The organism is Gordonia sp. NPDC057258, assembly GCF_042668985.1.
GTDB lineage: Bacteria > Actinomycetota > Actinomycetes > Mycobacteriales > Mycobacteriaceae > Gordonia > Gordonia hongkongensis.
Genome location: NZ_JBHUXZ010000029.1, coordinates 38,672 through 61,689, shown reverse-complemented (window position 1 = coordinate 61,689; position 23,018 = coordinate 38,672). Strand labels below are relative to the sequence as shown.

General features: G+C 69.4%; 22 protein-coding genes. 6 read left to right on the top strand and 16 right to left on the bottom strand.

Annotation, left to right across the window (positions count from 1 at the left end; genetic code table 11):
- Window positions 1–14: 14 nt before the first annotated feature.
- Complete coding sequence (gene gatA / locus ACFUEJ_RS18315; protein WP_288811317.1) at window positions 15–1,520, bottom strand: Asp-tRNA(Asn)/Glu-tRNA(Gln) amidotransferase subunit GatA; 1,506 nt, start codon at window positions 1,518–1,520, stop codon at window positions 15–17.
- Complete coding sequence (gene gatC / locus ACFUEJ_RS18310) at window positions 1,517–1,828, bottom strand: Asp-tRNA(Asn)/Glu-tRNA(Gln) amidotransferase subunit GatC (RefSeq protein WP_065632687.1); 312 nt, start codon at window positions 1,826–1,828, stop codon at window positions 1,517–1,519. Before gatC ends, gatA begins: the two co-directional genes overlap by 4 nt.
- 180 nt (window positions 1,829–2,008) lie before the next feature.
- On the opposite strand from gatC, the gene ACFUEJ_RS18305 reads away from it, so the two are divergent.
- Both ACFUEJ_RS18305 and ACFUEJ_RS18300 read left to right on the top strand, forming a co-directional pair.
- Window positions 2,009–2,677 (top strand): amino acid-binding protein, encoded by a 669-nt coding sequence (locus ACFUEJ_RS18305; RefSeq protein ID WP_065632686.1) that lies wholly within the window; start codon window positions 2,009–2,011, stop codon window positions 2,675–2,677.
- Between the two features lie 34 nt (window positions 2,678–2,711).
- Window positions 2,712–3,227: an O-acetyl-ADP-ribose deacetylase gene (locus tag ACFUEJ_RS18300; RefSeq protein ID WP_165629819.1), complete on the top strand. Its 516-nt coding sequence runs from the start codon at window positions 2,712–2,714 to the stop codon at window positions 3,225–3,227.
- 7 nt (window positions 3,228–3,234) lie between these two features.
- Here ACFUEJ_RS18300 and ligA read toward each other — a convergent pair whose 3' ends face one another.
- From ligA to ACFUEJ_RS18250, 10 genes are all read right to left on the bottom strand, one after another.
- A complete protein-coding gene (gene ligA / locus ACFUEJ_RS18295) occupies window positions 3,235–5,325 on the bottom strand; it encodes an NAD-dependent DNA ligase LigA (RefSeq protein ID WP_388030995.1) in 2,091 nt (696 codons plus the stop codon).
- Window positions 5,326–5,462: 137 nt separating this feature from the next.
- Window positions 5,463–5,849, bottom strand: a complete 387-nt coding sequence (locus ACFUEJ_RS18290; RefSeq protein WP_058252158.1) for an MmcQ/YjbR family DNA-binding protein — start codon at window positions 5,847–5,849, stop codon at window positions 5,463–5,465.
- Between the two features lie 42 nt (window positions 5,850–5,891).
- Window positions 5,892–6,908: a vitamin-B12 independent methionine synthase gene (locus tag ACFUEJ_RS18285; protein WP_288811326.1), complete on the bottom strand. Its 1,017-nt coding sequence runs from the start codon at window positions 6,906–6,908 to the stop codon at window positions 5,892–5,894.
- Complete coding sequence (gene mnmA, locus ACFUEJ_RS18280) at window positions 6,905–8,023, bottom strand: tRNA 2-thiouridine(34) synthase MnmA (RefSeq protein WP_058252159.1); 1,119 nt, start codon at window positions 8,021–8,023, stop codon at window positions 6,905–6,907. Before mnmA ends, ACFUEJ_RS18285 begins: the two co-directional genes overlap by 4 nt.
- Window positions 8,023–9,243, bottom strand: a complete 1,221-nt coding sequence (locus ACFUEJ_RS18275) for a cysteine desulfurase family protein (protein ID WP_175401208.1) — start codon at window positions 9,241–9,243, stop codon at window positions 8,023–8,025. Before ACFUEJ_RS18275 ends, mnmA begins: the two co-directional genes overlap by 1 nt.
- A gap of 69 nt (window positions 9,244–9,312) precedes the next feature.
- Window positions 9,313–9,792, bottom strand: a complete 480-nt coding sequence (locus tag ACFUEJ_RS18270) for a DUF4334 domain-containing protein (protein ID WP_159371154.1) — start codon at window positions 9,790–9,792, stop codon at window positions 9,313–9,315.
- A 62-nt stretch (window positions 9,793–9,854) separates the two neighbouring features.
- Window positions 9,855–10,799 carry a 1-acyl-sn-glycerol-3-phosphate acyltransferase gene (locus ACFUEJ_RS18265; protein WP_165629815.1) on the bottom strand — a complete coding sequence of 315 codons (945 nt, stop codon included), beginning with the start codon at window positions 10,797–10,799 and terminating at the stop codon, window positions 9,855–9,857.
- Window positions 10,796–11,782 (bottom strand): GNAT family N-acetyltransferase, encoded by a 987-nt coding sequence (locus ACFUEJ_RS18260; RefSeq protein ID WP_165630808.1) that lies wholly within the window; start codon window positions 11,780–11,782, stop codon window positions 10,796–10,798. The genes ACFUEJ_RS18265 and ACFUEJ_RS18260 overlap by 4 nt, the downstream gene beginning before the upstream one ends.
- 100 nt (window positions 11,783–11,882) lie before the next feature.
- Entirely contained in the window at window positions 11,883–12,839 is a 957-nt protein-coding gene (locus tag ACFUEJ_RS18255) for an electron transfer flavoprotein subunit alpha/FixB family protein (protein ID WP_068970697.1), read from the bottom strand.
- Window positions 12,840–12,892: 53 nt separating this feature from the next.
- Window positions 12,893–13,678, bottom strand: a complete 786-nt coding sequence (locus tag ACFUEJ_RS18250) for an electron transfer flavoprotein subunit beta/FixA family protein (RefSeq protein ID WP_004019278.1) — start codon at window positions 13,676–13,678, stop codon at window positions 12,893–12,895.
- 186 nt (window positions 13,679–13,864) lie between these two features.
- Here ACFUEJ_RS18250 and ACFUEJ_RS18245 point away from each other — a divergent pair, with 186 nt between their 5' ends.
- The 3 genes from ACFUEJ_RS18245 to ACFUEJ_RS18235 are packed head-to-tail and all read left to right on the top strand — an operon-like array spanning window position 13,865 to window position 17,552.
- Window positions 13,865–14,683, top strand: coding sequence for a bifunctional 2-polyprenyl-6-hydroxyphenol methylase/3-demethylubiquinol 3-O-methyltransferase UbiG (locus ACFUEJ_RS18245; protein ID WP_068970698.1), 819 nt, complete (start codon window positions 13,865–13,867; stop codon window positions 14,681–14,683).
- Between the two features lie 2 nt (window positions 14,684–14,685).
- A complete protein-coding gene (locus ACFUEJ_RS18240; RefSeq protein WP_068970699.1) occupies window positions 14,686–16,248 on the top strand; it encodes a glycoside hydrolase family 57 protein in 1,563 nt (520 codons plus the stop codon).
- Window positions 16,245–17,552, top strand: coding sequence for a glycosyltransferase family 4 protein (locus tag ACFUEJ_RS18235; RefSeq protein WP_068970700.1), 1,308 nt, complete (start codon window positions 16,245–16,247; stop codon window positions 17,550–17,552). The genes ACFUEJ_RS18240 and ACFUEJ_RS18235 overlap by 4 nt, the downstream gene beginning before the upstream one ends.
- A gap of 39 nt (window positions 17,553–17,591) precedes the next feature.
- Here the strand turns inward: ACFUEJ_RS18235 and ACFUEJ_RS18230 are convergent, their stop codons facing one another.
- Window positions 17,592–18,344 carry an acyltransferase gene (locus tag ACFUEJ_RS18230; protein ID WP_065632672.1) on the bottom strand — a complete coding sequence of 251 codons (753 nt, stop codon included), beginning with the start codon at window positions 18,342–18,344 and terminating at the stop codon, window positions 17,592–17,594.
- Window positions 18,345–18,469: 125 nt separating this feature from the next.
- On the opposite strand from ACFUEJ_RS18230, the gene ACFUEJ_RS18225 reads away from it, so the two are divergent.
- Complete coding sequence (locus ACFUEJ_RS18225; RefSeq protein WP_165629814.1) at window positions 18,470–19,807, top strand: PQQ-binding-like beta-propeller repeat protein; 1,338 nt, start codon at window positions 18,470–18,472, stop codon at window positions 19,805–19,807.
- A gap of 70 nt (window positions 19,808–19,877) precedes the next feature.
- Here ACFUEJ_RS18225 and ACFUEJ_RS18220 read toward each other — a convergent pair whose 3' ends face one another.
- From ACFUEJ_RS18220 to ACFUEJ_RS18210, 3 genes are all read right to left on the bottom strand, one after another.
- On the bottom strand, window positions 19,878–21,077 hold the full coding sequence (locus ACFUEJ_RS18220) for a class I SAM-dependent methyltransferase (protein WP_165629813.1): 1,200 nt from the start codon (window positions 21,075–21,077) through the stop codon (window positions 19,878–19,880).
- A gap of 19 nt (window positions 21,078–21,096) precedes the next feature.
- Entirely contained in the window at window positions 21,097–22,071 is a 975-nt protein-coding gene (locus ACFUEJ_RS18215) for a class I SAM-dependent methyltransferase (RefSeq protein WP_165629812.1), read from the bottom strand.
- Window positions 22,072–22,133: 62 nt separating this feature from the next.
- On the bottom strand, window positions 22,134–22,922 hold the full coding sequence (locus tag ACFUEJ_RS18210) for an enoyl-CoA hydratase/isomerase family protein (RefSeq protein ID WP_058252172.1): 789 nt from the start codon (window positions 22,920–22,922) through the stop codon (window positions 22,134–22,136).
- Window positions 22,923–23,018 lie beyond the last annotated feature (96 nt).

Here is a 23,018-nt window from a genome sequence, read left to right as displayed (position 1 = left end):
CGCCGCCCCGGTCGTCAGACGATCGGCCCCCGAGCCGCTTCGTAGGACGCGCCCACGCGGTACAGCCGGTCGTCGGCCAGGGCGGGCGCCATGATCTGCAGCCCGACGGGCATGCCGTCGTCGACCGACAGCCCCGACGGCACCGACATCGACCCGATGCCGGCGAGGTTCACCGGCAGCGTGCACAGGTCGAACAGGTACATCGCGAGTGGGTCGTCGACCTTTTCCCCGATCGGGAACGCGGTGGTCGGCGTGGTCGGCGAGATGAGCACGTCGACCTTCTCGAAGGCCGTGGCGAAGTCGCGAGAGATCAGGGTGCGCACCTTCTGCGCCTGGCCGTAGTAGGCGTCGTAGTAGCCCGAGGACAACGCGTAGGTCCCGATCATGATGCGGCGCTTGACCTCTGGACCGAATCCCTGTTCCCGGGACAATGCCATGACCTCGTCGGCCGAATGCGAGCCGTCGTCGCCGACCCGCAGTCCGTAGCGCATCGCGTCGAACCGCGCGAGGTTCGACGACACCTCCGACGGGAGGATCAGGTAGTAGGCACCCAGCGCGTAGGTGAAGTGCGGACAGCTGACCTCGACCACCTCGGCGCCGCGCTCCTCGAGGAGCTTGACGGCCTGGTGGAAGGAGTCGAGCACGCCGGACTGGTAACCCTCGCCCTGCAGTTCGGTGACGACACCGATCCGGACGCCGGCGAGATCCCGCTCGGCCCCTTCGCGGGCCGCCGAGACGACGTCGGGCACCGGCACATCGATCGAGGTCGAGTCCCGCGGGTCGTGCCCGGCGATGATCTCGTGCAGCATCGCGGTGTCGAGGACGGTACGGCCACACGGGCCGCCCTGGTCGAGCGACGAGGCGCACGCCACGAGCCCGTAGCGCGAGACCGTGCCGTACGTGGGCTTGACGCCGACCGTCGCGGTGACCGCGGCCGGCTGCCGGATCGAGCCCCCGGTGTCGGTACCGATCGCCAGCGGGGCCTGGTACGAGGCCAGCGCGGCGGCGCTGCCACCCCCCGAACCACCCGGGATCTTGCTGGGATCCCACGGGTTCCGGGTGAGCTGGTAGGCGGAGTTCTCGGTCGAGCTGCCCATCGCGAACTCGTCCATGTTGGTCTTGCCCAGGATCGGGATGCCCGCGGCGCGCAGGCGTGCGGTGACCGTGGCGTCGTAGGGCGGAACCCAACCCTCGAGGATCTTGGACCCGCACGTGGTCGGTGCGTCGGTGGTGGTGAAGACGTCCTTGAGGGCGATCGGTACACCGGCGAGGGCCGACGGGGCGTCCCCGGCGGCGATCGCGTCGTCGGCGGCTTTTGCGGCGACCAGCGCTTCGGCGCCACTGACGTGGAGGAACGCGCCGAGTCGGTCGTCGATCTCGGCGATACGGTCGAGGTGGGCCTGGGTGACCTCCACCGAGCTGACCTCGCGGGCACCGATCCGGGTGGCGAGTTCGGCGGCGGACAACCCGGTCAGATCACCGTCGGGACGCGGCGCGGCGGCGCTGGAATCGGGACTCACTGCTCTTCTCCCAGGATCTGCGGAACCGCGAAACGGTCCTGCTCGACGGCCGGTGCACCGGACAGCGCGGCGTCGGTCGTCAGCCCCGGGACGACGACATCGGGGCGCAGCACATTCGCCAGTTCGGCCGGGTGGGCCGTGCCGGGCACGTCGTCGGCGGCCACTTCCGACACCGACGCGACGTGGGTCAGGATCGAGTCCAGCTGCTCGGCGTAGACATCGAGTTCGTCCTCGCTCAACGCCAGGCGCGACAGACGCGCCAGATGCGCGACTTCGTTGCGCGATATGGACTTCGGTTCGCCAGCCACCGCAGCGTCCTTCCTTCCATCACTCTTCGTTCGGGTCTCGCCGTCCCCCGCCGTGTCGTCGACCGATGTCGTGTCGGCGTCTGGGCGACGTCTCCAGACTATGGGAACCCGCGACGACCGCTTCCCCCAGCCACCGGTTGGCAGCCGTGCACTGCGCGCCGCCGGCGCGTGGGTGCGAGAATGTCGCACGTGTCCTACCTGTTGCGGGTCTATCTCGAAGACCGGCCGGGCAGCCTCGGCGTGCTCGCCGTGCAGCTCGGCTCGGTCGGCGCAGACATCCTGTCCCTCGAGGTCGTCGAGCGCGGCAACGGTTACGCCGTGGACGACCTCGTCGTCGAGGTGGCGCCCGGGGCGCTGCCCGACAGCCTGATCACCGCGGCCGAGAAGGTCAACGGCGTCCGTGTCGACTCGATCCGCCCCTACTCGGGCGTGCTGGACACCCATCGTGAACTCGAGTTGGTCGATCAGGTGGCCACTGCCGGACGTGACCGGTTGCAGATCCTGGTGGACAACGCGCCCCGCGTCCTGCGCGTCTCCTGGGCGATGGTGGTCACACCCGCCAGCGGCGGCGTGCTGCAGCTCTTCGGCTCGTCCGGCGCCCCGGAGACCCCGCTGACCAGGGCGGATTGGCTACCGCTCGAGAGAGCCGTCGAGCTGGACGCCGACGGCGACTGGGTGCCCGGCGCCTGGCAGGACATGGACACCCGTCTCGCGGCGGCTCCCCTGGGCTCGGAGTCGAAGGCGATCCTGCTCGGACGCATCGGCGGACCGGACTTCCGGCCGTCGGAGGTCGCCCGACTCGGTTATCTCGCCGGGATCGTCAGTACCGTGCTGCGCGCCGAGAGTTAGCCACAGCCGGTCGATCCGGAGGCATCATGGTCTGATGACGTCCATCACGTTGATACAGGGCGACATCACGACACAGTCGGTCGACGCGATCGTGAATGCCGCGAACTCCACACTGCTGGGCGGCGGCGGTGTCGACGGCGCGATCCACCGGCGGGGCGGCCCGGCGATCCTCGCCGAGTGCAAGGAGCTGCGGGCGGGCACCTACGAACGTGGACTACCCGTCGGCGAGGCCGTGGCCACCACCGCGGGAGACCTCGACGCACGTTGGGTCATCCACACGGTCGGACCGGTGCACTCCTACGACGAGGACCGTTCATCCCTGCTCGTCTCCTGCTACCGCGAGTCCCTGCGCCTCGCAACCGAACTCGGTGCCACCACCATCGCCTTCCCGGCGATCTCGACCGGCGTGTACGGCTGGCCGATGGACGACGGCGCCCGCAAGGCGGTCGACACGGTGCGTGCCACGCTGCCGGAGACCTCGATCGAGGAGGTCCGTTTCGTCCTTTTCGACCAGCGTGCCTTCCGCGCGTTCGAGTCCGCTCTGGGCTGATCGACGGTCACTCGGGGCTGCCGGTCTCCAGCAACTTCTTGAACGCGTCCTCGTCGAGCACCGGCACGCCGAGCTGTTCGGCCTTGTCGGCCTTGGTGCCCGGCGAATCCCCCACCACCACGTAGTCGGTCTTCTTCGACACCGAACCCGACGCCTTGCCGCCGCGTTGCAGGATCGCCTCCTTGGCCCCGTCACGGGAGAAGTCCACCAGCGAACCCGTCACGACGATCGTCTTGCCCTCGAGGGTCCGCGGGATCGACTCGTCGCGCTCGTCTTCCATGGAAACGCCTGCGGCGCGCCACTTCTCGACGATGTCTCGATGCCAGTCGACGGTGAACCAGTCGTGGATCGACTGGGCGAGGGTCATTCCCAACCCCTCTACGCCGGCGAGCTGGTCGATGTCGGCGGCCTCGATGGCCTCGAGGGAACCGAATTCGGTGGCGAGGGCGCGGGCGGCGGTGGGCCCGACATGGCGGATCGACAGCCCGACCAGCACGCGCCACAGCGCCACGTCCTTGGCTTTGTCGAGGTTCGCCAGCAACCGCTTGCCGTTGGCCGAGAGCGCCCCCGCCTTGGTGGTGAACAGATCCGTGCGGATCAGGTCCTCGGCCGTCAGCGAGAAGAGGTCACCCTCGTTGGTGAGCACCCCCGCCGACAGCAGGGCCGACGCGGCCTCGTAGCCGAGCGCCTCGATGTCGAAGGAACCCCGACCGGCCAGGTGGAAGAGCCGCTCGCGCAACTGGGCCGGACAACTCTCCTGGTTCGGACAGCGGAGGTCGGCGTCGCTCTCCTTTTCGGGACGCAGCGGCGTCTCGCAGGCCGGGCACAGTTCGGGCATCTCGAACTCCACCTCGGTGCCGTCGCGGAGATCGACGACGGGCCCGAGGACCTCGGGAATCACGTCGCCGGCCTTGCGGATCGTGACGGTGTCCCCGATCAGCACGCCCTTGCGCTTGACCTCCGAACCGTTGTGCAGGGTCGCGCGCGAGACCGTGGACCCGGCGACCAGCACGGGTTCGAGGACTGCGAAGGGTGTGACCCGGCCCGTGCGTCCGACGTTGACCTGGATGTCGGAGAGCTTGGTGGTGGCCTCCTCGGGCGGGTACTTGTAGGCGATCGCCCACCGCGGCGCCCGCGAGGTGGAACCGAGGCGACGCTGCACGGTGACGTCGTCGACCTTGACCACGATGCCGTCGATCTCGTGCTCGACGTCGTGACGGTGTTCGCCCCAGTAGGCGATCTTGTCGATGATCTCGTCGGCGCCGGACACCTTGGTGGTGTGGGTCGACACCGGCAGACCCCAGGCCCCGAGCGCCAGGTAGGCGTCGTGCAACGACTCCGGTCGCCAACCCTCGGTGTGCCCGATCCCGTGACAGATCATCCGCAGCTTGCGACGGGCCGTGACCTGCGGATTCTTCTGCCGCAGCGAGCCGGCGGCCGAGTTGCGCGGGTTCGCGAACGGCGGCTTGCCCTCCGCCAGGAGCGAGGCGTTGAGCGCCTCGAAGTCCTCCACCCGGAAGAAGACCTCGCCACGCACCTCGAGGACCTCGGGAATCGGGTACTCCGGGGACTCGGTCAGGCGCATCGGGATGTCGTCGATGGTGCGCGCGTTCAGTGAGACGTCCTCACCGGTGCGTCCGTCGCCACGGGTGACACCTCGCTCGAGAACCCCGTTCCGGTAGACCAGCGCCAGGGCCACGCCGTCGATCTTGAGCTCGCAGAGGAAGTCGGCCCGGGCGCCGGCGTCGGCGACCACGCGGTCGACCCAGGCGCGCATCTCGTCGTGGTCGAAGACGTTGTCCAGCGACATCATTCGCTCGAGGTGGTCCACTGCGGAGAACGCCGTGGAGAAGCCACCCCCGACGAGCTTGGTGGGTGAGTCGGCGGTCGCGAGTTCGGGATGCGCGTCCTCGAGCGCCTGCAGGCGTCGGAGAAGCTGATCGAACTCGCCGTCGGTGATGACCGGCGCGTCCTTCACGTAGTAGCGGAACTGGTGCTCGCGGATCTCCTCGGCGAGCGCGGTCCACTCCTCACGCAGGTCCGCCTCCGGCCCCGACTGCTCGGTGACCGGCTGACCCGACTCCGTTGTATCTGCCACGTTCCGAGGGTATCGGAGTGGTGGGACAGACCCAGCTCGTCAACCGATGCCTCGTTCGCGCGGTACTGCTTCCCTCCCGCTGATCGGATCCGATCAGCGGGACGGAGACGGGACCGCGGGAGTTTCCGCGCCGACGATCACAACGGACCGAGCTTCGCCACCGACCGTTTGGGTGCGATCTGGCGGTAACTCGTGTCGAGGAGTTCGGCGACCTCGTCCCAGTCGGTCTCGTCGTCGAGGATCAGCCCCACCCAGCCGGCCGGCCCGAGGTAGGCGGGCAGGAAGAACCGCGGATCGTCCAGCAGCGCGGGCCGCTCGGAGTCGTCGGCGAGGACCAGGATCGATTGATCGTGACGCACCTTGCTGCCCTTGACGCCACCGCCGTAGTTGCCGAACATCTTGCCGCAGCGGAAGGTCGGGCGACCGTGCGCGACGACCTCGGTTGCGTCGGGCAGCGCGAGCGCGATCTCCCGTATGCGGCCCAGATAGGGATCCGCGTCGTCGAACATGATCGGGTGCGGCATACCGACGAGAATAGGTCCGCGACGTCGGACCCGCAGGGGTTTTCAGAGCGCGGAGGGATCGCTGCCGAGCAGCTGACCGGCCTCCGCGGTGATCGCCAGCGCCGTCTTGGCCCACTTCGTCGATGCCCCGGCCAGACCACAGGTCGGCGTCACGATCACGTTGTCCGACAACACTTTGCGGTCCAGCCCGATGCGGTCGGTCAGCGCGGCGAGTTCGGTCGCCACGTGTTCGGCGGCCAGCGGACGATCGGGCGCGGTCGACGGCACACGACCTGCGAGCAGGACGCCGCCGCGGTCGACGAGCATCCCGATCCCGTCGAGATCGGTCGCCGACGGTGTGGTGATGTCGATCGAATACGCAACCCCGGGAAGATGTTCGAGGAGGTCCCACCGCGGTGTGCCGCAATCGTGCAAGACCACCGGGACGCCGACGTGGTCGACGAGTTCGGTGAGTGCGCGAGCCACCTCGACCGCCGGTATCGCCCGGATGGGGTCGAAGCGGGTCAGTGGCTTCACCGTGCCGTCGATGACCTGGCCGACCATCGGCTCGTCGATCTGGACCACCACGCGCGCACCAAGTCGGCGTTCCACCTCGGCGACGTGCTCGCGCACACCCTCCGCCGTCGACTCGACGATGTCGCGGACGGCTCCGTGGTCTTTCAGGACTCGTTGCCCGTTCGTCAGCTCGACAGATGCCGAGGTGGTGAACGGACCGGCCACCTGCACCTTGAAGGTGCGGCCGGTACCGATGAAACCCGCTGTCTCCCAGAGTTCCTCGACGACGTCGAGGTCCTCGGCAAGCAGGTCCGCGGCGCGTCGGGCCAGGCGGGAGTGGCGTTGCGCCAGCCGGTAACCCCATGTCGCGGTGTCCATCGGCAGGCCGACGAGGATCGCCGCCATCCGGCCGATCAGGTCCGCACCGATACCTCGCGCGGGCAGTTCGACGAGGTGGGCGAGATCGAGTTCGCCGTTCACCACCGCGGCGGCGGCACGTGCGTCGGTGCCGGGCATCGACCCCACGCCGGTGCCCACTCCGGTGGGCAGTGCCGCTCCGGTCACCGAGACGCGACGACAGTCGGCTGCGACGAGGTGGTGGCGATGCGTCCGCACCCGACGACCTGGTCGCCGCGTCGGGCATCGGGCAGGTACAGCACCGCGGCCTGACCGCGGGCGACGCCGGTGAGCGGCTCCTGCAGCGCTATGTCGATACCGGGTTCACCGTCGATCGTGGTGGCGGTCGCGCGCACCGGCGCGAGCCCGCCGTGGGCTCGCACCTGCACCATCGCGTCGAAGGGTTCGTCCGGAGTGACCCCGGAGGTCCAGACCGCGCGCGTCGCGGTGATGCCCCAGACCTGCAGATCGGCTGCCGTCCCGACCGTCACCGTTCCCGAATCCGGGTCGATCTCGGTGACATAGCGGGGCTTGCCGTCGGCGGCCGGCGCCTCGACCCCCAGGCCCTTGCGCTGCCCGATGGTGAAACCGTGGACCCCGTCGTGCTCGGCGAGGCGCTCGCCCGACGTCGCGTCCACGATCGCGCCCGGCCGGACACCGATGCGGGCTCCGAGGAACGCGCGGGTGTCACCGCTCGGGATGAAGCAGATGTCGTGGGAGTCCGGCTTGTCCGCGACGGCCAGGCCGCGCCGGGCCGCCTCGGCCCGGATCTCGGACTTCGGGGTGTCACCGATCGGGAACATCGCCCGCGACAGCTGATCACGCGTCAGCACGGCCAGCACATACGACTGGTCCTTGTCGGCGTCGACCGCTCGTCGTAACTCGCCGTCGGTCAGTTGCGCGTAGTGACCGGTGGCCAGCGCGTCGAAGCCGAGCGCCATCGCCTTGTCGGCGAGGGCCGCGAACTTGATCTTCTCGTTGCACGTCAGACACGGGTTCGGGGTGCGTCCGGCCGCGTAGGCCTCGACGAACTCGTCGATCACATCGTCCTTGAACCGGTCGGCGAAATCCCACACGTAGAACGGGATTCCGAGGACATCGGCGGCGCGGCGGGCGTCGGAGGCGTCCTCGCGCGAGCAGCATCCGCGCGAACCGGTGCGCAGCGCACCCGGAGCCGTCGACAACGCCAGATGAACTCCGACCACCTCGTGACCGGCCTCGACCGCCCGGGCCGCGGCAACCGCCGAGTCGACGCCGCCGCTCATCGCTGCCAATACGCGCATCAGGAGATCCTTCCGCCGGGGACCGAGACCAGTCCGGCCGCCCGCGCCCGGTCGACGACCTCGTCGATGACCGCGGCGACCGCGTCGATGTCGGCCTCGGTGGTGGTGTGGCCGAGGGAGAACCGCAGCGACGACCGCGCGTCGGCCATGTCCAGACCCATCGCCAGGAGGACATGGCTGGCCTGGGCGACCCCGGCGGTGCAGGCCGATCCGGTGGAACACTCGACGCCCTTGGCGTCGAGAAGCATGAGCAGCGAGTCACCCTCACAACCGGCGAACGACACGTGCACGTTCCCCGGGAGGCGACGATCGCCGTCGGCACCGTTCCGCACCGTTCCGTCGACGCCGAGGAGAATGTCGGTCAGCCGGGTCTGCAGGGCGCGGACGTGCGCGGTGTTCTCGTCGAGGTGCTCGACGCACCACGACAGTGCGGCGGCCATGCCGGCCGCACCGGCGACGTCCTGGGTTCCCGAGCGCACGTCGCGTTCGTGGCCGCCGCCGTGCAGCAGCGGCACACACCCGACATCGCGACCCAGCAGCAGGGCGCCGACACCCTGCGGCCCGCCGAACTTGTGGGCGGTCAGGCTGAGCGCCGAGAGGCCGCTCGCGGCGAAGTCGACCGGCAGATGGCCGACGGCCTGGATCGCGTCGGAATGCACCGGGACGCCGAATTCGGACCCGACCGCGGCGAGCTCGGCGATCGGTTGGATCGTGCCGACCTCGTTGTTGGCCCACATCAGCGAGATGAGAGCGGTCTCGGCGGCGTGCTCCTCGAGCTCCGCGCGCAGGTCGGCGGGCGAGACGACACCGTCGGCGTCGACCGGGAGCAGGACGAGCTCGGCTCCGGCCTGCTCGGCCAGCCACTGCGCGGGGTCGAGGACGGCGTGATGTTCGATCGCCGAGGTGATGATCCGGCGACGGCGAGGATCGGCGTTCCGCTGTGCCCAGTAGATCCCCTTGACCGCCAGGTTGTCGGCCTCGGTGCCGCCGCCGGTGAAGACGACCTCGGAGGGCCGGGCACCGACCGCCGCGGCGATGGCCTCGCGCGCCTCCTCGAGCCGACGACGTGCGGTGCGACCGGATCCGTGCAGCGACGAGGCGTTACCCGGCTGCGCGAAGACGGCCGTCATCGCCTCGACGGCTTCGGGCAGCATCTGCGTCGAAGCGGCGTGGTCGAGGTAGACAGGCGCCTTCACGGGCGGTCGGCTTGGCACGGGCATCGCTAGCAAGGATAAACGCGCGTAGGTCGCCGACAAATTCCGCGATCGGACGCGGAACGACAGCCCGCCTCAGACCCGCTCGAGGTAGAAGTACAAGTGACGGCCGTCGATGACTCCGCCTTTGCCGTTCATGATCCCCATCACCGTGGTGTCGTCGACGCGCTTGAAGTGGTCGATGACCGGCTGACCGTCGTAGACCATCGATGCGGTGATCTCGCCGCGGAACTCGATCGCCCACAGGCTGGCCTCGCCCTTGCCGAGTGTGGTGTTGGAGTAGAGGTTGCCGTTCTCGTCGCGGCACACCAGCGGTTGGACGTCGCTGCGTGAGGTGAATGTCTTACCGAACCAGTTGGCCTTGGCGAGCGCACCGTTGATGGCGTGCCCGGTGGTGAACTCGCCGCCCTTCCATGCGCCGAGCATCTCCTCGGGCCGTAGCGGCGACAGTCCCGCCCACACGGTGTCGAGGTCGGCGTCGTCAACTCGGCCGTCGACGTCCCGGAGTTCGAAGAACTTGGCGCGCGCGGCTTCTCGGGTCTGAGTGGACGTCATCGTCGGCCTCCTGGGGGTACGCGGTTGATCGTCCGCAGAGCTGCGGACGGCTACCGGAAAACCTATATCAGAGAACGGGTGATGTCACTTTCCGCGGCCGGGAACCGCCCCGCCACGACGCGCTCACACCGACGCGCCAGCTCGCGACGATCTGCGCCGGGTTCCTCGGGCGGGTGGATGACCATCGTGACGACGAGACCACGCGCCCGCAGGACCCGCCGCAGCGTGTCGGCGGGGGTGTCGGCGCCGATGAAACTCGGTGCCGTCGCGGTGGTCCCGTCGCTGCCGACGAAACGCAACCTCACCGGCACGACCGGCACGTCCGCATCGATCGCGGCCTGGAAGAACGCGGGTCGGAATGCACCGGCCGAGCGGCCGCAGTACGTGGTGCCCTCGGGGAACACGATCACCGACGAGTCGCGGTGCAGCCGCCCGGCCACGTCGCCGACCGTCCCCGGCAGACCGCGGAGTGTGCCGCGGTCGACGGCGATGACGCCGAACCGGCGCGCGAGGGACGACACCACCGGCATCCCGACGACATCGGATTTGGCCACCACGTCAGCAGGGCTGATCAGCGCGAGCGCCAAGACATCGAGGAACGAGATGTGGTTGGCGACCACGAGTCCGGCGCGGGTCGGGCCACAGCGCCGGTCCTCGACGCGGACGGCGATGCCCAGGGCCGCCAGCAGTGCACCCGACGCGGATCGACGCAGGGGACGCGGCGGACGACGACGCAGCCGCGCCACCGCCCCGGTGGTCAGCGCCGCCCAGACGATCCACACCACGACCACGACGAGTCGGCACAGACGCCACGCGACGATCGTCGCGCCGAAGACCGCGTCGAACCGCCCGGCCCGCGGTGCACCGATGCAACCGTCGCCACAGGTGCTGATCGGGAACCACGGGTGCGCGAGCGCGCCGGCCGGGCGGGCAGGCGGACACGCGGCGTGTTCGCGTCGGGGACGCTCGGAGCGAGGTCCGACCGGACCGACCAGCAGGGCGGTCATCGTGCCGCGCCACCGGGCTCCGGCGTGGCATCCGCGCGGGCCGAACCCAGCCGTCGGGCACTCGATCGCAGCCGGTCGAGGTATCGCTTGTTGGCCCCTTCGCGGTCGAGCAGGGTCAGGAAGTCCGCGACGTCGAAGACGTCGTCGACCGCCGGCTCGCCACAGATGCGGGCGCCGAGGCGGAGGTATCCACGCATCAGCGCCGGCATCGCGACAGTGTCGGACGGCACGATGTCGTCGAGCAGGCGTCCGCCGATGCGCGCCGGTGCCAGCGGGTGGGCACGTCGCTCGGGGTCCCGGTGGTCGTCCCGCAGACGATCGCGCAGGGCGCGCAGCGACGACCCCGGCAGCCATTCACCCGGCGTGTGCAGGGGCACCGACACACAGCCCATCAGGTATCGCAGGTCGGCGTCGTCCATGTACTGCAGCAGCGCCGCCCACATCAGCGCGGTGACCGACCCGTCGCGGTACTCGGAGTGGACACACGCCCGACCCAATTCGACGGTGGCGGAGACGATGTCGTTCATCTCGCGGAGGTCGAACTCGGTGGCCGAGTACCAGCCGCCGGCGGCGATCGCCCGCGCCGGGGAGAGCAGGCGCGCACACCCGACGACCCCGTCGTCGGCGTGGCGGACGATGAGGTGCTCGCAGAAGGCGTCGAACCGGTCGGCGTCCCGTCCGGTGACCGCGTCACCGATGCAGTTGGAGAAGCCGGGTTCGTCGGCGAAGACGCGATACCGCAGTTCCTGGGCGGCGACGATGTCGGCGGGATCGTCGGACACGAGGACCCGGATGGGCCCCGCGGTGAGCAGGGTCGTCGGCACGGCCCGCGAGAACCGAGCGCGCGCGACATGGCTGGTGCGGACTGGCGACTGCATGGCGTTCATGACTCGAATGAAAACGAGACCGGGCATCGGCGGGACCACCGCAGCGTGTCGTGTCGGTGCGGGTTCGATGAACTCGGGCCGCCACCGGATGAACAGGCCTCGCCACGGCCACCTGCGGGTGAACGACCCCCGAACGCACGGTGACCCCCGACGGGGAGTCGGGGGTCACCGGGTTCTGCAGTTGATCAGTTCATGATCACTTGCGCTTCTTGACCTCTTCGGTCAGCTGCGGCGCAACGTTGAACAGGTCGCCGACAACGCCGTAGTCGGCGATCTCGAAGATCGGGGCCTCTTCGTCCTTGTTGACGGCCACGATCGTCTTCGAGGTCTGCATGCCGGCGCGGTGCTGGATGGCGCCCGAGATGCCCAGGGCGACGTACAGCTGCGGCGACACGGTCTTACCGGTCTGACCGACCTGGAACTGACCGGGGTAGTAACCGGAGTCGACGGCCGCGCGCGACGCGCCCACGGCGGCACCGAGCACGTCGGCGAGTTCTTCGACGACGGAGAACTTCTCGGCGCTGCCGACACCGCGACCACCCGAGACGACGATCGACGCCTCGGTCAGTTCGGGACGATCGCCGCCGACGTTCGGCTCGACCTTGGTGATCTTGACCGCGCCCTCTTCCTGAGCCGGGACCTCGACGTCGACACGCTCGCCGGCGCCGGCCTGCGGCGCGGCCTCGACGCCACCGGGGCGGATCGAGAAGACCGGGACCTCGCCCTTGGCCTGGGCGTCGACGGTGTAGGCGCCACCGAAGATGGAGTGGATGCCCACGCCGCCTTCCTTGACGTCGACGATGTCGGCGAGGACGCCAGAGCCGAGGCGCACGGCCAAGCGGCCGGCGATCTCCTTGCCGTCGGCGGTGGCCGCGACGAGGATGCCGGCCGGCGAGGCGGTCTCGGCGATCGAGGCCAGCACGTCGACCTGCGGGGTGATGAGGTAGCTACCCGCATCGTCGGACTCGGCGACGTAGATCTTCTCCGCGCCGGCCTCCTTGAGTCCGTCGAGGATGCCGTCGGCCGAGCCGGGCTTGCCGACGACGACCGCCGACGGGGTGCCGAGTGCGCGGGCGGCGGTGATGAGCTCGCTGGTGACCTTCTTCAGGGCGCCTTCGGCGTCCTGTTCCACGAGAACGAGTACTTCTGCCATGGTGGTTTTCTCCTGAATGTCTGGGGGTTCGCCGGTGGTCTGCGTGGAGAAGGTCAGATGATCTTCTGGCCGACCAGGTACTCGGCGACCTTGGTGCCGCCGTCGCCTTCGTCGGTGACGCGCTCGCCCGCGGTCTTCGGCGGCTTCGGGGTGTTCGCCGTCACGACCGAGCCGGCGTTCTCCAGGCCCACATCGCTTGCCTCGACGTCGATCTCGGCGAGGGTCAGGACGGTGACCTCCTTCTTCTTGGCGGCCATGATGCCCTTGAAGGAGGGGAAGCGCGGTTCGTTGATCTTCTCGTTCACGCTGACGATGGCCGGCAGGCTGGCCTCGACGTGGAAGATGCCGTCGTCGGTCTCCCGCTCGCCCTTGAGGGTCTCGCCCTCCAGGGTCAGCTTGCGCAGGTGGGTCAGGTGCGGGAGCTCGAGGTACTCGGCGATCATGGCCGGGATGGCGCCGACGCGACCGTCGGTGGCCTCGTTGCCGGCGATGACCAGCTCGACACCCTCGACCGTGCCGAGCGCCCGGGCCAGCACATAGGCGGTCTGGACCGCGTCCGAGCCGTGCATGAGGTCGTCCTTGATGTGGATCGCCTTGTCGGCGCCCATGGACAGGGCCTTGCGGATGGCGTCGGTGGCGCGCTCGGGACCCGCCGTCAGGATGGTGACCTCACCGCCGTCGGCCTCCTTGATCTTCAGCGCTTCCTCGACGGCGCGCTCGTTGATCTCGTCCAGGACGGCGTCGGCGGCCTCACGGTCCAGGGTGTAGTCGTCGTCGGACAACTTGCGCTCGGACCATGTGTCGGGAACCTGCTTGATCAGTACGACAATGTTTGTCATGGGTCTACGTCGACCTCCTGCATCGGGTTCGGCAACTTACCGGCGGGTAAGGCCATGGGTCCCCACCACTTTAGCGTCTCCCATGTTTCCACTAAACATCGACTACCTCACACAATGCACGCTACCGTTCGCTCGCTCGCTACGACGGCCCCGGCGGTCCCCGGGGCATGCCCTACTCTCTGTCAGATGACTGACGCAGACCTCGGATCGTCGCGCGGGACGGCAACCACTGGTCTCGAGGCGCTCGACACCGACCAGCAATTGGCGCTGACCGGCGAGCGGACGGTCCCGGGGATTCCCGCCGAGAACTACTGGTTCCGGCGCCACGAGATCGCCTACCGCCACATCGCCGACCGGTGCGCGGGCCACGACGTCCTCGAAGCCGGCTCCGGCGAGGGGTACGGCGCCGCGATGATCGCCGACGCCGGGGCGTCGTCGGTGGTCTGCGTCGATTACGACGCCGCCGCGGTCGAACACACCCGACGCCGCTATCCCCAGCTCGTCGTCCACCAGGGCAACCTCGTCGACCTCCCCCTCGCCGACGCCTCGGTCGACATCGTGGTCAACTTCCAAGTCATCGAACACCTCTGGGATCAGCCGCGATTCGTCGCCGAATGCCACCGCGTGCTGCGTCCGGGCGGGGTCCTGCTCATGTCGACGCCCAACCGCATCACCTTCTCCCCCGGTCGCGACACACCGCTCAACCCGTTCCACACCCGTGAGCTCGACGCGGCCGAACTCACCGAACTGCTTCTCGACGGCGGCTTCGTGATCGACGCGATGTGGGGAGTCGTCCACGGACCGCGCCTTCGCGCCCTGGACACCAAATGGGGCGGTTCGCTCATCGACGCCCAGATCGAGCGTGCGCTCGCCGGCGAGCCCTGGCCGGACGAGCTGGCCGCGGATGTCGCCGGCGTGGTCGCCGCGGACTTCGATGTCGTCGATTCCGGCGTGTACGACATCGACGACTCGCTCGACCTGTTCGCCGTCGCGTTGCGGGGCTGAGGGTGACCACCCGCACCGAACCCGTCCCGGGCCAGTTCACGCTGGTCCTGCACTCGCATCTGCCGTGGCTGGCCAATCACGGACGTTGGCCGGTCGGCGAGGAGTGGCTGTATCAGTCGTGGGCCGCGTCGTACCTGCCGCTGTTCGACATGCTCGAGCGGCTGGCCGCCGACGGTTTCAGCGACCAGCTCTCCCTCGGGATCACGCCGGTGCTGGCCGCGCAGCTCGACGATCCGCACTGTGCGTCGTCGATGTACGAGTGGCTCGCCGACTGGCAGCTCCGGGCCACGCAGGCAGCGATGTCCCGCGACGCCGACCGAGCCGCGGCGGGCCGCCGTGAGTACCTCGACGCCCAACGCGCGCTGGACACCTTTGCGTCCCGATGGCGTCACGGCGCGTCGCCACTGATCCGCGGACTGGCATCGAGCGGCGTCGTCGAGATCCTGGGCGGCCCCCTGGCCCACCCGTTCGCACCGCTGCTCGACCCGCGACTGCGCCGATTCTCGCTGACCGAGGGGCTCGCGGACGCCCATGCGCGGTGGGGTGTCGACCCGACCGGGATCTGGGCACCCGAGTGCGCCTTCGCGCCGGGGATGGAAACGGAGTACGACCGAGCGGGCGTGCGCCACTTCATGGTCGACGGGCCCGCCTTGCACGGCGACACCGCGCTGGGACGCCCCGTCGGCGACAGCGTCGTCGTCGCCTACGGACGTGACCTGACGGTGAGCTATCGCGTCTGGTCGCCGAAGTCGGGCTATCCGGGTCATGGCGCCTATCGGGATTTCCACACCTATGACCATGAGACCGGGCTCAAGCGGTTCCGGGTCACCGGCCGGACCGTGTCCGGGCAGGACAAGAAGCCCTACGACCCGGCTCGCGTCGACGCGGTGGTCGACCGGCACGTCGAGGACTTCGTCGCGCATGTGCGGCAGCGTCTGGTCGACGAGTCCGCGCGGATCGGCCGGCCCGCGCTGGTGGTCGCCGCGTTCGACACCGAATTGTTCGGGCACTGGTGGCATGAGGGCCCGGTCTGGCTGGAACGGGTGCTGCGACGTCTGCCCGAGGTCGGGGTCACCGTCGGGACACTCGCGGGCGCAACGCAGGCCGGGCTCGTCGGCGCGCCCATCGACCTCCCCAGGTCGTCGTGGGGGTCGGGTAAGGACTGGCGGGTGTGGAACGGCCCGGCCGTGCAGCACCTGGTCGACCTGAACGCCGAGGTCACCGAGACGGCGCTCGACGCGGTCGCCAAGCTGCGGCAACGAGTGAATGCACGCAGCCGGGTCGCCGATCAGATCGTGCGCGAGGCGCTGCTGACCGTGTCCTCGGACTGGCCGTTCATGGTGTCGAAGGACACCGCGGCGCAGTACGCTGTGTCGCGAGCTCACACGCATGCGCATGCCACCCGCGAAATCAGCGACGCGGCGATGCGGGGCCGCGACGACGCAGCCGAGACGCTCGCCGCCGCCTGGGCGCGTGCCGACAATCTCTTTCCCGCACTCGATGCGCGCCGGCTGCACACGGCTCTGACCGCCGACCGGGTCGGTGTCGAGGGGGGAATCCGATGAAGGTGTTGTTCGTGTCGTGGGAGTACCCGCCGGTGGTGGTGGGCGGACTCGGCCGGCATGTCCATCACCTCGCCACCGAGATGGCCGCCGCCGGGCACGACGTGGTCGTGCTGACCCGGCGTCCGTCGGGGACCGATGCGGTGAGTCATCCGACGACGGACACCGTCGTCGAGGGTGTTCGGGTTCTGGCCGTCGCCGAGGACCCGCCGGAGTTCGAGTTCGGGCAGGACATGATGGCCTGGACGCTGGCGATGGGGCATGCCTTCGTGCGGGCGGGACTTCGGATTCTGCACGGCGCCGGAAGCGGAGCGAGCGGGCCGGATCCGCACGGCGCCGGGAGCGGAGCGATCGGGTCGCGATGGGTACCGGAGGTCGTGCACGCGCATGATTGGCTGGTCGCCCACCCGGCCATCGCGCTGGCCGAGTTCTTCGATGTGCCATTGGTTTCCACGATCCACGCGACGGAGGCCGGGCGGCACAGCGGCTGGGTGAGCGGCCGGACGAACCGGCAGGTGCATTCGGTCGAGTGGTGGCTGGTGTCCGAATCCGATGCTCTCATCACGTGTTCGGCGTCGATGCGCGACGAGGTGAACCGACTGTTCGGCTACGACGCCACCGACATCACGGTGATCCACAACGGCATCGACATCCGTACGTGGCCGTTCGCCGAACGTGCTCGGACGAGCGGTCCGGCCGAGCTGCTGTTCGCGGGTCGGCTCGAATACGAGAAGGGCGTGCAGGATCTGCTCGCGGCTCTCCCCCGGATCCGGCGCAGCCATCCGGGTACGACGCTGACGATCGCCGGTGACGGCACCCAGCGAGACTGGCTGATGGAGCAGGCGCGCAAGCATCGGGTCGGCAAGGCGGTGCGGTTCGTCGGCCCGGTCGACCACACCGAGCTGGTGACGCTGATGCACCGCTGCGACGCCATCGTGCTACCGAGTCGCTACGAGCCGTTCGGGATCGTGGCGCTGGAGGCGGCGGCGACCGGCGTGCCCTTGATCGTGACCACGGCCGGGGGTCTGGGTGAGGCGGTTCGCGAGCCGGACACCGGGCTGACGTTCGAGCCCGCGGATGTCGCCGGTCTGGCCGCGGCGGTCCGGGCCACGCTGTCCGATCCGGGCGCGGCCGCGCAGCGGGCACTGCGGGCCCGGGCGCGGCTCACCGCGGAGTTCTCCTGGGCCGAGGTCGCCGAGCGCACCGCGAGCGTGCACCTCGCCGCGAAGCGTCGGGTCCGGCACGCGATCGGACGGCCCGACATCCCGGAACGTCCGCTGCCAGAACGGGACTCGGGCCAGCCATAGCCCCCTGCTCCCTGAGGAGCCCGGAGCCTGCGGAGGGCGTCACGAAGGGTCCCGCTCGGCCGCGGCCTTCTTCCGTTCGATGTCGGCGAGGGCGCGTTCGAGTTCGGCGCGTTCGGCGGCGTTCGAGGCCCAGTCGTCCATCCGGTTCTTGACCACCCGGGCGGGGGCGCCGACCGCGATGGCGTAGTCGGGGATGACGCCCTTGACCACCGCGTGCGAGCCCAGCACGCATCCTCGCCCGACGATGGTGTTGCGCAGCACCGACACCTTGGCCGCGACCCACGTGTCCGGCCCGATGCGCACCGGGCCCTTCACGATGCCCTGGTCTTTGATCGGCAGCGTGATGTCGTCCATCTTGTGGTCGAAGTCGCAGATGTAACACCAGTCGGCGATGAGGGTGGAACCGCCGATCTCGAGGTCGAGGTAGGAGTTCACCACGTTGTTGCAGCCGAAGACGGTCTTGTCGCCGATGCGGAGGCTGCCCTCGTGGCAGCGGATGGAGTTGCCGTCGCCGATGTGGACCCAGCGACCGATCTCCATGCGCGCGAGTTCCGGCGTCGCGTGGATCTCGACGTTGCGCCCGAGGAACACCATGCCCCGCAGCACGATGTGCGGATTGGCGAGGCGGAACCGCGCCAGGCGGTAGTAGCGCACGAGGTACCACGGTGTGTACGCCCGGTTGCGTCTGATCCAGCGCAGCGAGTCCAGCGTGAGAAAACGCGCCTGGTCGGGGTCGCGGCGTCGGCCTGCGCGCCGGCGGGACCGGTACGACGCATTCCACATGGTGGTCATGACCAGAAACCCTAATCGACGCGATTTTCGCGCACGATAGGCTCACTGCTGGCGCGGAGTGCCGTTCGATGGCATGCCCGGCGCCTGGACCCGACGCTGAACAGGGCACGACGACGAGGAGCAGGATGGCTTTGGCACGACCGCAGGTGTCTCGACGCCGCCGATCCGCGCTGACCCGCCTGCTCGTCGCGCTGACGGCCGTGTGCTCGATGGCGCTCGCCGCCTGCTCGGACGGCCACATCGACGTCCGCTCCGTGCCGAGCGTCGGCTGGCCCAGCTACGGGGGCGTCCCGGGCAACGCCAACTTCGCGTATGCCGATGTGCCGGAGGACCTCACGCTGAGCTGGACACGGCCGACCGGCGGCCCGGTCACCGCGCCGGTGACGATCTCCGGCAAGGGGAACGTGGGCGTGACGTCGAATGCGGCGCAGGGATGCAACGTGCTCGTGCTCGACAGCCGCTCCGGACGCAAGAACTTCTGCAAGGACATGCGGGCCGGTGTCGAGATCAACGCGATGCTCGTCGATCAGTACGACCAGCCCTATCTCGGCGAGGAGACGACCTTTCTCGCCTTCAATGCCGGCGGCGCCATCCGCTGGCGGGCCGGCGTGATCGGGGTACCGCTGTCGGCGAAGTTCGCGGCCCCGAACGAGGTGCTGGTCGCCACCACACAGGGTCAGATCCTGCTGATCGACACCCAGCGCAACGAACTCCTCGCGCCTGAGGTGAGACTGCGCGACGACGCCGACCCCGCGCAACCGCTCCGCGGCTTCGGCGACTGCGTGAGCAACGGGCCGCAGTGCGCGATCCCCGCCCCCGCTGCCGTCGACACCGAACGAGAACGCTTCTTCCTCAACTTCTTTCCCCAGGGCGCAGCGACGTCGCAGATCCGCGCGATGAAGTACGGCGCCGTTGCCGGGAACCGCGAAGTCCGGACTGCGTGGCAGGCCGACGTCCCCAGCGGCGTCATCGGGACCCCGACGCTCTCGGCCGACGGCGCGACCGTCTATGCGTTCTCGCGCGACGGCAAGATCGTCGCCCTGAACGCCGAGGACGGATCGACGCGGTGGACCTACGACATCGGCGGCCACGGATTCGCGACGATGACCGTCTCCCCGGACGGTCTGATCATCCCGACCGGTTCGCTCGGCGCCCCGCTGACCCTGCTGCGTGATCGGGGCGATGGTGCCGAACAGGTCTGGCAGCGCACCGATCTGGCGACGGTGAGCCTGTCCGCCTTGACCCAGCAGCAGACCGCGTGGACGGTCGCCCGCGATCCCGGCAAGGACTCCCTGTCCCTGGTCGAGGTGTCCACGACCGACGGCGCGACGAAACGGATTCTGCCGCTGCCGAATTCGCGCGGTTTCGCGACCGGCGTCTCGGTGTCCTACTCCGGACAGATCGCGACCGCGACCAATCTCGGCGAGGTGTACTTCTTCGACAGCAAGGCCGATCTCGAGTAGGTGTTCGTAGAGTGCGGGATTCGTACCGGAAACCGATACCGATCCCGCACTCTGCGTGATCGGGTTCGTTTCAGAACCGGACGCCCGGCTCACAGATGAACGCGGCACCCTTCCGCCCGATCCGGGTCAGCACCACCGACAACGGCCGGGAGCCCCTGAGCTTGAGCTTCTTCCGCAATCGGTCGGGGTCGACGTCGAGTCCGCGGACGAGGATCTCGAGGGGGCCGCAGTCGAGCGCCGCGAGCGCCTTCCGGAGCGCCTTCTCGGTCACGCCCGTCTGCTCGATCACCCGGAATCCGCGGGCGCCGTCGGGGACGGAATCACCCGTGAGATAGGCGATCTGCGGATCGAGTTGCCAGAGCCCGGACCGGTGGGCGTAGTGCTTGACCAGCCCGGCGCGCACGATCGCCCCGTCCGGGTCGACGATCCACTCGCCCGCCTCACCGGCCGGCACGTCGTCGTCTTCGCGGTCGGTGACCTCGACCTCGGCGATGGTTCCGTCGGCGCGGGTGCGGAGCACGGTGGCCCGCCGGCCGGGCTCCACACCCGGGCCCGTCCACAGGCACGCCTCGCGCACGCCGCCGTCGACTGAGGTGACCTGGACCTCGCCGTCGAAGCCATAGCGGTTTCGCAGCATCTGATGATCCAGTCCGGGAGCGCATTTCACGATGAGCGCGCGGCCGGGGTAGGTGGTCAACAGCTCGAAGAGCGGTGGGGTCAGCTGATCGAGTCGGAAGATGCGGCCCGCGTCCGATCGCCGCGCGGGATCGGCGAGGAGCACGTCCGCGGTCGAGGTCGGGGTGAGCGCGTCCGCGACCAGCAGCGTCGCCTCCGGCAAATTGGAACGCGCCATCGCGAGCCGGACCCGGTCGATGTCGCTGCCGATGACACCCGAGATGCCGTTGGCGCGCACCAGCTCTCGCAACTCCGCCCCGATCGAACAGGTCAGGTCGTGCACCACCGATTCCGGGAACCGCGCCGCGATTTCGGCCGCACGGTGCGCGGCGACCACCGACGCGGTCGCCTGCTGCAGGGCGTCGTCGGTGAGCAGGAGCGCCTCGGCATCGCGCAGCTTCGAGCGGGCGCGCCTACGACACTGCACCGTCTCGATCAGCGCGGCGTCGTGGGGCGCGTATCGGCTGCGTACCTCGGTGATGTCGGCCAGCATCGTCGACGGGGTGAGCTCGAGGCCGGCCACCGTGTCGAGCGCCTTCTCGCCGTGCCGCGACCGCAGGAACGCGACGTCGTCGAGATCGAAGGAGTAGCCCATGGCCTGACGACGGAACCGCCTACTGCGGCTTCGTCCCCGTCACCACGACGTTGTAGAAGAACTTCGGCGGCACGACCTTCCGCAGCACGTTCTCGTCGAGCCAGGTCAGCCGCTTCCAGCCACCGAAGGCAAAGCGGGCCCAGCCCCAGCCGAGCTTCTCCGGCGGCACAGCGGCCTCGAAGGTGCGGACCGGCCAGCCGAGCATCGCGGCGGCCAGTTCCTCGGTGGCGGTGGCCACCTTCTGCGCGCCGGCGGCGCGGGCGATGCCGGCGAGCTCGTCGGGATCGAAGGTGTGGATGTCGACCACGGCCTCGAGCGCGGCCGCACGCGAGGACTCGTCGAGTTCCTCCTGCGGGCGCCGCCACCCCTGCAGCGGACCGAGCTTCGTGACGTTCGTCGTGGCGAACCACGTCGCCCGACTCATCCAGCGCGCGTAGAAGTCACCGATCGTCGACGGCTCACCCGCGAAGATGAACCGCCCGCCGGGCTTGAGGACCCGCAGCACCTCACGCAGCGCCTGCTCGACATCGGGAATGTGGTGCAGCACAGCATGTCCGACGACAAGGTCGAAGGTGTCGTCGTCGTACGGGATCTTCTCCGCGTCGGCGACCCGGCCGTCGACATCGAGACCGAGGTTCTCCGCGTTGCGCAGGGCGACCTTGACCATGCCCGGCGAGAGGTCGGTGACCGACCCCTTCGACGCAACACCCGACTGCATCAGGTTCAGCAGGAAGAAGCCGGTGCCACAACCGAGTTCCATCGCGCGGCCGTACGGTAGGGGCTCGTCGGTGGCCACGGCGTCGAAACGGCCACGCGCGTAGTCGATGCAGCGTTCGTCGAAGCTGATCGACCACTTCTCGTCGTAGGTCTCGGCCTCCCAGTCGTGGTAGAGCACCTGGGCGAGTTTGGTGTCGGTGAGGGCCGCCTTGACCTGTTCCTCGGTGGCGTGCGGATTGGGAGCGGGATCGGTGCCCGGTGTGGCGTCGGTGGTCATGATCGCTTCCTGTGTGCGTGGTGATGGGGTGCTGTGGTCGAGGGGTACGCGGCGACGACGGCTCAGCGGCCGACGAATTCCGCCTTCCCGGGGCCGTTCTCGAGGAACGAAGTCAGACCGATGGCGCGGTCCTCGGTCGCGAACAGCGGGGCGAACAACTGCTCTTCGATCTTGAGCCCGGTGTCGAGGTCGACGCCGAGCCCCTGATCGACGGCCTTCTTGATCGCGGCGAGCGCCACCGAGGCGGCGCCGTCGAACTGTCCGGCCCAGGCGAGCGCGGCGTTGTAGACCTCGTCCGGCGCGACGACCTCGTCGACGAGTCCGATCGCCAGCGCCTCCGCGGCGTCGACGAAGCGGCCGGTGAACATCAGGTCCTTGGCCTTCGACGGCCCGATGAGGCGTGCCAGCCGCTGCGTGCCGCCGCCGCCGGGGATGAGACCGAGCAGGACCTCGGGCAGCCCGAGCTTCGCGTTGTCGCCCGCGATCCGTCGGTCGGCACCCAACGCGACTTCGAGGCCACCGCCGAGCGCGTACCCGGTGATGGCCGCGACGGTCGGCTTCGGGATGGCGGCGATCGCGCCGAGATCGCTCTGCAGGCGACCCGCCACCCGGCTCATCTCGGCGTAGCCGACGTCCCGCATCTCCTTGACGTCCGCGCCGGCCGCCAGGATCTTCGGGCCGCCGTAGACGACGACGGCCTTGATGTCGGCGCGGACCGTGGCCTCCTCGGCCGCGGCGGCCAGTTCGGCCTGCACCTGCCGGCTCAACGCGTTCATCGGCGGCCGGTGCAGCAGGATGGTGCCGACCCCCGGATGAGCGTCGGAGCACTCGAGGGTCACGAACTCAGGCATGGTCGAAGGCTACCGGTAGGTAAGTCCGATCGATGTCCCAGCCCGGCGACCCAGGCCGACGACCCGGCACGCACGACGCGGCCCGGAGTCCGCCGC